An 11,416-nucleotide genomic window follows, 5' to 3' on the forward strand; every position below is an offset into this window, starting at 1 on the left:
TGCTAGCAGGAAAGGCAGACAATATCTGTCACCATGACAAACAAAATAGGTCAGTATTGTTGACTTATCTTTTGTTGCGTGATTTTGTGTTGGAAAGACCAAAAATTACGAGGAAGCCCCATGTTGAATTGGGAAAATATCTTTGCGACGCGCTCGAGCCGTATGCGCGCCTCCGAAATTCGTGAGCTGCTGAAGCTGCTGGAGCGGCCGGATATCATCTCTTTCGCCGGCGGCATTCCCGATCCCGCATTGTTTCCGGATGCGGAATTCAAGCAGGCCTATGCCGACATCTTTTCCGGTCCGACTGTCAATGCAGCGCTGCAATATTCGGTCAGCGAAGGCTACAAGCCGCTGCGCGAATGGCTCGTTGGCCAGATGGGCGCGCTCGGCATTCCCTGTGAGCTCGAAAATGTCTTCATCGTTTCCGGTTCGCAGCAGGGGCTCGATTATCTTGGCAAGCTTTTCCTGTCGCCGAAGGACACGGCGCTGGTGACGGCGCCCACCTATCTCGGCGCGCTGCAGGCCTTCAACGCTTATGAGCCGACCTACGATCAGTTGACGCCGAACGGCAACCGCACGCCGGATTCCTACCGCGCCGCGGCTTCGCAGGCGGGGGGCAGGGTGAAGTTCGCTTATCTCTCGGCCGACTTCGCCAACCCGACGGGCGAGACTGTCGATCTGGCCGGCCGCAAGAAACTGCTCGACCTTGCCGAAGAGCTGGATATCGCTGTCATCGAAGACGCAGCCTATCAGTCGCTGCGTTATGACGGCGAGCCGGTCGCGCCGATCCTGGCGCTGGAAATCGCGCGCAAGGGCAGCATCAACGACACGCGCACGATCTATTGCGGCAGCTTCTCCAAGACGCTGGCGCCCGGCCTTCGCGTCGGCTTCGTCGTCGCCAATGCGCCCGTCATCCGCAAGCTGGTGCTGATGAAGCAGGCGGCCGACCTGCATTCCTCGACCATCAACCAGATCGCGATCCATCAGGTCGCCGAGCGCGGTTTCGATGCGCAGGTTGCCAAGGTCCGCAAGACCTATAGCCACCGCCGCGACTGCATGCTGGCGGCGCTTGCGAAATACATGCCTGACGGTACGAGCTGGACGAAGCCGCAAGGCGGCATGTTTGTCTGGATCACCCTGCCGAAGGGAATGGATGGCGCTAAGTTGCTGGCACGGTCGCTGGAAACGGCGAAGGTCGCCTTCGTGCCGGGTCAGGCATTCTTTGCCGATGGCAGCGGTGCGAACACTTTCCGCGTCAGCTTCTCCTGTGCCAATGACGAGATGATCGAAGAGGGCATCTCGCGGCTCGGCAAGTTGATTGCTGATGAGATCGGGGCGATGGCGGCCTAGTTTTTACCTTCTCCCCTCGGGGAGAAGGTGGCCCGAAGGGTCGGATGAGGGGGCCAATTGCTGTGTCCCATTCGTCTTTGTGCTCTCGGTATCCCCCTCATCCGCCTGTCGGCACCTTCTCCCCGAGGGGAGAAGGGGTTTATCACTTCGCCAGATGCGGACCGATCAACGCAAGATCGGCCTCGCTCAAGCGGTCGCTGGCCGTATTGCGCTGGTGCCAGTAGGGATACATCAGCGGCTGCAGGCTGATGTCGTCTAGCCGCTTGCGCTCCTCGTCGGTCAGCTTCAACTCGGCGCTGGCGAGATTGTCCTTGAACTGTGCCTTCGTGCGGCCGCCGATAATGACTGAGGTCACGCCCTTGCGGCCGATAAGCCAGGCAAGCGCTACCTGGGCTGCCGAGACGCCGCGGCTGTCGGCAATCTCCACCAGCGTATCGACGATATTCCACAGGCGGCTTTCATCGCGGATCGGCGGTTCCGTCCAGCCGGCGAACTGCCGCGTGCCCTCCGGTGTTGCCTGATTGCGGCGATGCTTGCCTGAGAGCAGGCCACCGGCAATCGGGCTCCAGACGAGGATGCCGAGGCCCTGGTCGATGCTGATCGGCACCAGTTCGTTCTCAGCGTCGCGCGCTTCCAGCGTGTAATGGATCTGTTGGCTGACGAAGCGTTCGCGCTTGTCGCGCTCGCTGACGCCAAGTGCCTTCATGATGTGCCAGCCGGAAAAATTCGAGCAGCCGATATAGCGGACCTTGCCCTGGCGAACCAGCGTGTCGAGCGCTTCCATCGTTTCTTCCAGCGGCGTCTGCCCGTCCCATTCATGCAGCTGGTAGAGATCGATGACGTCGGTCTTCATGCGCTTCAGGCTTGCCTCGCAGGCCTGGATAAGATGCTGGCGGGATGAGCCGACATCGTTGACGCCCGGCCCCATCGGGAAGCGTGCCTTGGTGGCGATGAGCACGCCGTTCTTGCGCGGGCCGCCGATGATCTCGCCGAGAATCTCCTCCGAGGCGCCTTGCGAGTAGACATCGGCGGTATCGAGCAGGTTGACGCCGGCATCGATGCACATGTCGACGAGCTTCTTGGCCTCCTTGACGCCGAGATCACCAACGGTTTTTGCCCAGCCGACTCCGCCGAAGGTCATGGTACCCATGGTGATGGTGGAAACTTTGAGGCCGGAGCGGCCAAGCAGGCGATATTCCATAGATCTATCCTCCTCGATCCCGTCTGAATAACGTGCCTCAGAAAATAGTGCCTGATGGCTGGGGTCAAGATTCAATCATCATATGAACGGCAGTCTATTCAAATTCAACTGTCACAATCATGTTAAGCCCTGCGTCTAGACAACCTCCTACAATCTAGCCGAGGACGTTTTCATGAAGACCTTTGTTTCCGCCTTTGCCGGCCTGTTGGCCATTGCTCTTTTCTCCAGCAGCGCCAATGCTGCCGATCTCGTCCTCTACACCAGCCAGCCGAACGCCGATGCGCAGGCAACCGTCGATGGTTTCATGGCCGCCAATCCCGGCATCAAGGTCGATTGGGTTCGTGACGGTACGCCGCAGATCATTGCCAAGCTGCAGGCTGAAATGCAGGCTGGCGCTCCGGTTGCCGATGTCCTGTTGATCGCCGATACGGTAACGCTCGAGCGCCTGAAGGAAGCTGGCAAGCTGCTCGCCTACAAGTCGCCGGAAGCCGCGAATTACGATGCGTCGCTCTATGACGCCGGCGGCTATTACTATTCCACAAAGCTGATCACGACCGGCATCGTCTACAACACTGCTGCCGCCATGAAGCCGGCAAGCTGGCAGGACCTGGTGAAGCCGGAAGCCAAGGGTCTCGTCGCCATGCCGAGCCCGCTTGCTTCGGGTGCTGCTCTCATCCACGCACAGACGCTCGCCGGCGTCGGCAGCCTCGGCTGGGACTACTACAAGCACCTCGCCGACAACGGCGCGATCGCTTCCGGCGGCAATGGCGCCGTGCTGAAGTCGGTTGCTTCCGGCGAGAAGGCCTATGGCATGATTGTCGATTACATGCCGATCCGTGAAAAGGCCAAGGGCGCTCCGCTGGAATTCGTCTTCCCGAAGGAAGGCGTTTCGGCCGTCACCGAGCCGGTCGGCATCCTTGCCGGCACGCAGCACGCCGATGCCGCCAGGAAGTTCGTCGATTACGTCCTTTCCGAAAAGGGGCAGGAAGGCTTCCTGAAGCTCGGCTATATTCCGGCCCGCAATGGCACGCCGCTGCCGGAAGGCTTCCCGGCACGTGACAGTATCAAGGTTTTGCCGTTGAATGCCGCCGATGCTCTCAAAAACACGGATCAGGACCTGAAGACCTTCTCCACCTACTTCAAGTCGAAATAATCCAACCCGGATTTGGAATGTACTCATATGTGCGTCGAGGAAACAGCCAGCCGACCTGGCTGTTTCCTTTTGTTGTTACCGTTGTGCTTTTGCTCAGTGTCCTGCCGCTGGCACGGCTGGCGTTTGCCGGCATCGAGGCGCTGCTTAGGGGCGGCACCTATGAACTCATCACCGATCCCTCGCTCTGGCGCTCGGCCTGGTACACGATCGAAACGGCCGTGCTCGGCACTATCGTTTCGGTGGTCCTTGGTTGCCTCTTCGCATTCCTGCTGACATTGACCGATCTGCCGAGCAGGGGGCTGCTCGGCTTCCTCTTCGTATTGCCGATGATGATTCCGCCGCAGGTAACGGCGCTTGCCTGGGTGCAGATGTCCGGTCCATCGAGCCCCTTGCTGAAAGCGTTGCACATCGCGCCGCCGCTCGGTTCGCCGCAGCCGCTCTATTCTGTTGGCGGCATTGCGCTGCTCTACGGCGTTCAGCATGCGCCGCTCGTCTATCTCGCTCTGCGCGCCGGCCTGATGGCGCTGCCGCGCGATGGCGTCGAGGCCGCAAGGCTTTCGGGCGCGTCCGGCATGCGTGTCTTCCGCGATATCATTCTGCCCTTGTCTCTGCCCGGTGTCATTGCTGGAGCCGCCATCGCCTTCGTCTCCTCCATCGGCAATTTCGGCATTCCGGCGATCCTTGGCATTCCCGCCTCGATCTATACGCTCTCGACCTTGATCTTCACGAAGTTCTCCAATTTCGGGCCGCGCACCTTCGGCGATATCGCCGTCCTCTCGACGATGATCGCCATCATTGCGATTGCCGGGCTTGCCGTGCAGGGCAGGGCCTTGAAGGGGCGTGACTATCGCGTCATCGGTATTTCCGGCGCGACGGCTGCCTTTTCGCTCGGCCGTTGGCGCTATCTGGCGCTGCCGGTGCTCTATGCCATCCTCTTCGTCATCCTCGTTGCTCCCTTTCTGGCGCTGGTCGCAGGTGCGCTTGTGCCGGCCTATGGCGTGCCTCTCACCGTCAAGACGGCATCGCTGAACGCCTTCACTGAAATCCTGTTTCGGCAGAGCATAACACGCACGGCCTTTTCCAATTCGCTATTCCTCGCCGGCGTGACGTCACTCGGTCTCCTGTTGGTGACAGTGCTCGCGGCCTATGCGCTGACGCGGCGCAAAGACATGCTGAGCCGCATCGTCGGCGGCATGATCGAGATTCCCTATGCGCTTCCGGGCATCATCATCGCTGTCTGTTTCATCCTGGTGTTTGCGGCACCCTTGCCGATCCTCAACGTCACGCTTTACGGGACGATCTGGATCATTCTGCTTGCCTATTTCTCCGCCTATTTCGCGGTCAGCCTGAAGCCGGTCATGAGCGCCTTCCTGCAGCTCGATCCGGCACTGGAAGAGGCGGCCCGACTTTCCGGGGCCGGCTTTTTCCGCCGTCTTGCCGACATCATCGTGCCGCTGATCGCGCCGGCGGCGGGCGCATCCGTGATCCTCGTCTTCCTCATCGCCTGCAACGAGCTGACCGTTTCGGCGCTGCTCTGGTCGGCCGGCACGCAGACGCTGGGCGTCGTCATCTACAATCTCGACGATGGCGGGAGCGCCGATCTAGCCTCGGCCATGTCGGTCATCGTCATCGCCATGGTCGTCATCATGATGGCGCCTCTGGAAATCATGGCCAAGCGCCTGCCGAAGGGAGTGGTGCCTTGGCGAAGCTGATCCTCAATCATGTCAGCAAGGATTTCGGCACGAGCGGACGCGCTGCCGTCAATGCCTTGTCGCTCGATGTTCGGGAAGGCGGCTTCCTGGCGCTGCTTGGCCCTTCCGGCTGCGGCAAGACGACTGTGCTTCGAATGATCGCCGGTTTCGAACAGCCGACGGACGGTTCCATCCATCTCGGCGAACGGCTGCTGGCGGATGCGGCGAGCATGCTGCCGCCGGAGCGGCGCAATATGGCGATGGTGTTTCAATCCTACGCGCTCTGGCCGCACATGAACGTCGCTGACAATGTCGGCTATCCGCTCAAGGTGCGTGGCATCTCTGGCGAGCGTTATCGCGAGAAGGTGCGCGAGGCACTGGCGACCGTGCGCCTCGGCGATTATGCGGAACGCCGGCCCGCCGATCTCTCCGGTGGCCAGCGCCAGCGCGTGGCGCTCGCCCGCTGCCTGGTGACATCGCCCGATGTCGTGCTGCTGGACGAGCCGCTCGCCAACCTTGACCGTCATCTGAAGAAGGAGATGGAGGAGACCTTTCGCGAATTCCACCAGCGCTCCGGTGCCACCATGATTTATGTCACCCATGACCAGAGCGAAGCGATGGCGCTCGCGACCGACGTTGCCGTCATGTCCGAAGGGCGGCTCCTGCAGGTGGCGCCGCCGGCGGAGATCTATGCGCGCCCCGAAGGGAAAATGGTCGGCGGCCTTGTCGGGCAGGGTGCCATCCTGTCGATGGCTTTTCCCGATGGCGGTCCACGCCGTATCGATTGGCCGTTCTTCCGAGGCTTGTGGGAGAATCGGGCAGGCGGCACGGCCAGAGCGGATATTCTCGTGCGGCCGGAGGACGTGGTTGTCGACGGGGAGGGCATTTCATGCCTTGTCGATTCCATCCTTTATGAAGGTGAGCGCTATGCGCTGAGGCTGTCGATGCCGGATGGACAGGTGCTGCGCGCCTATAGCCGTGAGGCTGTTGCCGTGGGCGATGATTATCGGGTAGCGATCCGCTCCGCCTGGCGGCTTTGATCGGTAGGGGACAAGATGGTTGTTCCATGTCGCCTCCTATGCTTGATTTGCTCGACGTCACGAAGGGGAGTCGCGCATGTCCGATCATAGCTTTCCGATTTTCGATCTCGGCGCTTTCGAAGCAGCCGATTATGACGAGAAGAAGCGGCTCGGCGCGGAGGTGGATCGGATATGCCGCTCGACCGGCTTTCTGGCGATTGCCAACCACGGTGTCGCGGATGCCGTGATCGCCGAGGCGTGGAAGAAGACGCAGACTTTTTTCGATCTGCCGTCTGAGGTGAAGCAGAAGGCGAAAACGCTCTATCCCGGCTACCCCTACGGCTATCTAGGGCCGGGCACTGAGGCACTTGCAAAATCGCGCAACGTGGACACGCCGCCGGATCTGAAGGAAAGCTTCAATGGTGGCCCGCTTTCCGTACCCTCAGGCATGACAGATCCTGAAGCACTCGGCTTCTGCTATGCCGCGACCATCTGGCCGGAGGGGCCTGAAGGATTCGTGGAGGCATGGAAAGCCTATTATGGAGCGATGGAAGATCTCGCGGCGCGTATCATGCGTGTCTTCGCAACGGCGCTCGGCCTCGATGAACATTTCTTCGATTCCTATGTCGATGCTCCGATCAGTGCGCTGAGGGCATTGAATTATCCCGAACAGCATGTGCCACCGCAGCCGGGCCAGCTTCGCGCCGGCGCGCATACCGATTACGGCAGCCTGACGATCCTCCTGCCGCAACCCGGCTCGAAAGGGCTGGAGATCATCGCCCCCGATGGCAACTGGACGCCGGTGCCGCCGGTGGAGGGTGCTTTCGTCATCAACATCGGCGACCTGATGGCGCTCTGGACCAACGATCGCTGGGTGTCCACGGTGCATCGTGTCGTCAACCCGCCGCCGGAAGAGGGCGGCATGCAGCGCCGCCAGTCTCTGGCCTTCTTCCACCAGCCGAACTGGTTTGCCGAAATCGCCTGCCTGCCGTCGTGCCTGAAGGAAGGCGAGGAGCCGAAATATGCTCCCGTTCTTTCCGGCCCGTATCTGATGGGCAAGTTCAAATCGACGGTAACAGCCAAGGCCGGATGATGCGAGTATAATAAGCCGGCTCACATTTTTCTTAAACTGGAATGCTTCATGTCCCTGCGCCTTGCGACTTTCAATGTCGAAAATCTTCTGACCCGTTTTGATTACACTGGTTTTCGTAATCAGTTGCGCCAGGATCGCGTTCTGCAGCTCTTCGATGTCCGTAATGAAGAGATCTATCAGCAGCTGGAAGCAGCGCGTGTGATTGCGGCAACCGACGACACCAGGCAGATGACGGCGCTTGCGATTGCGGATGCCGATGCCGACATCATCTGCCTGCAGGAGGTCGACAACATGGCGGCGCTGCAGGCTTTCGAATATGGCTATCTCTACCGCATGGTCGGCAATGGCTATCGGCAGAAATTCCTGATCGAAGGCAATGACAGCCGCGGCATCGATGTTGCCGTGATGATGCGCGAGGAAACGCGCGACGGCCAGCCGATCGTGCTTAGCGACATCAAGAGTCACGCCATGGTGACCTACGGCAATTTCGGCCTTTTCAACGACGAGCTCGCCGAGCTCGGCCTTCATTCGGAGGACAAGATCTTCAAGCGCGATTGCCTGGAGCTGCACCTCCATATTGGTGGGGTTCCGTTTTCGCTCTATGTCATCCATCTGAAATCGATGGGACCTGCACGCGAAGGCGTGGATGGACGTCATGCGACCATGCCGATCCGCCGAGCCGAGACTATGGCGGTTCGCCGCATCATCGAAGATTGCTTCGGGGCTGGCCACACGGCGACGAAGAATTTCGCCATCTGCGGCGACATGAACGACTATCAGGAATGGATCGATGTTATCGGCACACGCCGCAGCGGCTATCGGTTCGAACCACGCGGCGAGGAGAAGGGCAGCGCACTTGATGTTTTCAGCCATGATGGTTTTGCGGAGAATGTCGTGCGGCGGCGGAACGAGCTTGACCGCTGGACGCTTTACCACGCCCGAGGGCCGCAGGAGCAGAGGCTTTGCCAGCTTGATTACATCTGGCTCTCTCCGGCGCTGGCACGCGCCAATGCCACGCGCATGCCCGATATCATCCGCTCGGGCCAGCCTTTCCGCACTATTTTCCCAGCGGGGCAGGAGGTGGAGCGCTATCCGCGCGTCGGCTGGGACAGGCCGAAAGCCTCAGACCATTGCCCCGTCGTCATGACATTGGATTTGATATGAGCATCTCAGAACAGAACGACATGGCCGGCTGGCCGCCGGAAGGCACCGTATTTCCCGTTTCCGGGATCGATCTTGCCGTGCTGCCAGGCGAGCATCCTTTCCACGTTCAGGAGTCTGCGGCGGCGCAGGAGAACTGGGCAAGGGAAATCGCCGCCAATCCAGCCCTCTTTGATGGGCGCATGATCTTCCAGCGTCGTCTTTCGCTTGCCGACGGCCTCGTCAGGGGTGAAGCCTATGTGACGCCTTTCTCGACCTTCCTTTGGTGGCGCAAGCAAAGCGAGCGGCACGGTGGCTTTCACCTTTTCGCATTTCCGGTGGCGGTATCGTCCGATGGTGCGATCATCGCGATCCGCATGGCGCCGCACACTGCCAATCCCGGCCAAATTTATTGCGCGGCTGGATCGATGGACGAAAATGATATTGTCAACGACCACGCCGACGTCGCTGGCAATATGCGACGCGAGGTGCTGGAGGAAACCGGTCTGGATTTGAACAACGCGATCGCCGACCCTGGATACTACGCAACCCATATGAATCGTTCCGTCACGCTCTTTCGGGTTTTCCGCTTTCCGTGGACGGCCGAGGATATGCTTCGGCGCATCGAGGCGCATATACTGGTTTCCGAAGAGGACGAGGTCGATGGCGTGGTCGCCATTCGCTCGGCAGATCCCGCCGCGCATCACTACAGCGTGGCGATGCTGCCGATCCTTGCTTGGTTCTTCGGTGGCGGTAGATAGCTTGGGCTTGCGCTGGGGTCGCTTGCCGGTATGAATAATCAAGTCTGGAAGTATGGATGGAGGCCAGATTGGCGCGCAGCTACAGTGTCTATGATGTGTTCACCGACAACAAGTTGGCGGGCAATCCGCTCGCAATCATTTTCGATGCGGGGGACCTGAGCGATGAGGCAATGCAGGCGATCGCCAGGGAGATGAACCTTTCCGAGACGGTCTTTGTGCTGCCGCCGCAAAATCCCGCCCACACGGCGAGCCTGCGCATATTCACGCCCGGTCGCGAACTGCCTTTTGCAGGGCATCCGACAGTCGGCACGGCGATCGCCTTGGCAGAGAAGCTCCATGCCAATCATGGCGGTGACCTCGATCTCGTTTCCGTTCTCGACGAGCGCGTCGGACCGGTGCGCTGCGCCATCAAGCTACGCCAGAACAAGGCGAGTTTTGCCGAGTTCGATCTACCGAAGAAGTCGCAGGAGATCCCGCTGCCGCTCGACAGGGCCGATATCGCCAATGCACTCAGCCTGAAGATCACCGAGGTTGGCTTCGAGAACCATGTACCCTCCATATGGAGTGCCGGAGTGCCGTTTCTTCTGGTGCCGGTGCACGATGTCGGCGCCGCTGAAAGGCTGGAGTTCGATCTGCAGCTTTGGGAAAAGACGGTGCCCTTCGTCGACGGCGCGCTTGCTTCGGCTTTCATTTATTGCCGCGGCGGCGTCAATCACGTTGCCAAATTCCACGCGCGCATGTTCCCCGTGGGAATGGGTATCGTCGAGGACCCGGCGACGGGTGCTGCAGTGGCGGCGCTGTCCGGTGCGATCAATCAGTTCGATGCTTTGCCGGATGGGCATCATCCTGTCGTCATAGAGCAGGGCATCGAGATGGGGCGGCCATCGCTGATTCATCTTCACCTCGATATCAATGGCGGCATGATCGCCAATGCCCGCATCGGCGGCCAGGCGGTGCGTGTTGCATCAGGAATTATTGAGCTTTGATTTCATTGAGTTTTCTGTCGCGCCTGAAATTTTTTTGACAAAAAAACAAAGAAAATTCGTCTGGCCGCTGGACAATCAAACCGATCCTATTTATATGCCCGGTCACGCCGCCAGCAAGCGGTACGGGTGATTAGCTCAGTTGGTAGAGCAGCTGACTCTTAATCAGCGGGTCGTAGGTTCGAGCCCTACATCACCCACCAAAAACTCCTTGAAATCGTTAGTTAATTCGAAACGTCTCGAGGGTTTTCGGCTGCGCGGCTTCCAGCAGATTGGAAACGGTTTCCAATACAAGTTCCGTGCTATTCCGGAATGCAGCGGGCTTGATCTCGTTCCAGCGGCTTTCCATGAGCTTCATCGCATCCGCGCTAAACTCCGTGGCGCGACGTCCTTCCCGTACTTCAGCATAAGACAGGTGTTCGTCCGCGGTTCTTCTCCCGATCGGACAGCAATCGACGTTGTCGGTAGGGTTGTCGCTCTAGTCGGAAAGCCTGCCCAGTAGAAGGCCGGTAAATAAGCCGAGGAGCGCCGTCACGATCAGGACGGAGCTTGTGGCTGTCGGATTTTCCTTTGCGGCCTGCACTACGTTCCGGCCCTCGGAGCGGGCATGATCCGCGATGTTTGCCACTTTTCCCTTTGCTGAAGAAAGGGCCTCGTCGGCGCGGTCCGAGGCGCTATCGATCCGCTTTGCCAAATCGGTGGAGAGCCTATCGATCTGGCTGCGGAGTTCATCGATCTGCGCATTGATGTCCTTGTCCAGCGAGATGTCGGCCATGATGCCCTCCTCCTTGATTGCGGGTAAGTTCCTCCAGGAACGAATGGAGGCTTGCTTTGGTTCCCATCAGGTTGAACGACGTCTTTCGCAGTTGGAGAAGTTTTGAAACGGTCACGAAGCGACCGATATGCCAATGGCTTCAGCGCAGATGCAGGAGAAACGCGGTCGGCGCTGATATCGACATCGTGAAAAGAAATAGAGAAAGCCCATATTTCAGTCTTCGCATTCGGCGCGTCTTTAAGCCGTCCCA

10 protein-coding genes and 1 tRNA gene are annotated in these 11,416 nt (G+C 59.6%); 9 read left to right on the forward strand and 2 right to left on the reverse strand.

All coding sequences use genetic code 11. The features are described from left to right. The first annotated feature begins 120 nt into the window (after positions 1-120). The gene (locus tag FHT73_RS03125; protein ID WP_183709755.1) at positions 121-1,350 is read left to right on the forward strand and encodes a PLP-dependent aminotransferase family protein; all 1,230 of its coding nucleotides are present in this window, start codon (positions 121-123) and stop codon (positions 1,348-1,350) included. A gap of 142 nt (positions 1,351-1,492) precedes the next feature. On the opposite strand, the gene FHT73_RS03130 is transcribed toward FHT73_RS03125, so the two are convergent. Next, entirely contained in the window at positions 1,493-2,551 is a 1,059-nt protein-coding gene (locus tag FHT73_RS03130; RefSeq protein ID WP_183709757.1) for an aldo/keto reductase, read from the reverse strand. A 172-nt stretch (positions 2,552-2,723) separates the two neighbouring features. Here FHT73_RS03130 and FHT73_RS03135 point away from each other — a divergent pair, with 172 nt between their 5' ends. The 8 genes from FHT73_RS03135 (at position 2,724) to FHT73_RS03170 (ending at position 10,594) form a co-directional block, all read left to right on the forward strand. After that, the gene (locus FHT73_RS03135) at positions 2,724-3,704 is read left to right on the forward strand and encodes an ABC transporter substrate-binding protein (RefSeq protein ID WP_112605415.1); all 981 of its coding nucleotides are present in this window, start codon (positions 2,724-2,726) and stop codon (positions 3,702-3,704) included. Between the two features lie 17 nt (positions 3,705-3,721). Further along, positions 3,722-5,416, forward strand: a complete 1,695-nt coding sequence (locus tag FHT73_RS03140; RefSeq protein ID WP_183709759.1) for an iron ABC transporter permease — start codon at positions 3,722-3,724, stop codon at positions 5,414-5,416. Then, entirely contained in the window at positions 5,404-6,435 is a 1,032-nt protein-coding gene (locus tag FHT73_RS03145; RefSeq protein WP_183709761.1) for an ABC transporter ATP-binding protein, read from the forward strand. Before FHT73_RS03140 ends, FHT73_RS03145 begins: the two co-directional genes overlap by 13 nt. 76 nt (positions 6,436-6,511) lie before the next feature. Then, positions 6,512-7,507, forward strand: a complete 996-nt coding sequence (locus tag FHT73_RS03150; RefSeq protein ID WP_183709762.1) for an isopenicillin N synthase family oxygenase — start codon at positions 6,512-6,514, stop codon at positions 7,505-7,507. Positions 7,508-7,555: 48 nt separating this feature from the next. Further along, positions 7,556-8,671 carry an endonuclease/exonuclease/phosphatase family protein gene (locus tag FHT73_RS03155; protein WP_183709764.1) on the forward strand — a complete coding sequence of 372 codons (1,116 nt, stop codon included), beginning with the start codon at positions 7,556-7,558 and terminating at the stop codon, positions 8,669-8,671. Next, entirely contained in the window at positions 8,668-9,408 is a 741-nt protein-coding gene (locus FHT73_RS03160) for an NUDIX hydrolase (protein WP_183709766.1), read from the forward strand. Before FHT73_RS03155 ends, FHT73_RS03160 begins: the two co-directional genes overlap by 4 nt. A gap of 68 nt (positions 9,409-9,476) precedes the next feature. After that, positions 9,477-10,394, forward strand: coding sequence for a PhzF family phenazine biosynthesis protein (locus tag FHT73_RS03165; RefSeq protein ID WP_183710147.1), 918 nt, complete (start codon positions 9,477-9,479; stop codon positions 10,392-10,394). 124 nt (positions 10,395-10,518) lie between these two features. After that, positions 10,519-10,594, forward strand: a tRNA-Lys gene (locus tag FHT73_RS03170). Between the two features lie 275 nt (positions 10,595-10,869). On the opposite strand, the gene FHT73_RS03175 is transcribed toward FHT73_RS03170, so the two are convergent. Next, positions 10,870-11,166: a hypothetical protein gene (locus FHT73_RS03175; protein ID WP_112413699.1), complete on the reverse strand. Its 297-nt coding sequence runs from the start codon at positions 11,164-11,166 to the stop codon at positions 10,870-10,872. Positions 11,167-11,416 lie beyond the last annotated feature (250 nt).

Origin of the sequence: Rhizobium sp. BK098, assembly GCF_014193155.1 — a bacterium.
Classification (GTDB): domain Bacteria; phylum Pseudomonadota; class Alphaproteobacteria; order Rhizobiales; family Rhizobiaceae; genus Rhizobium.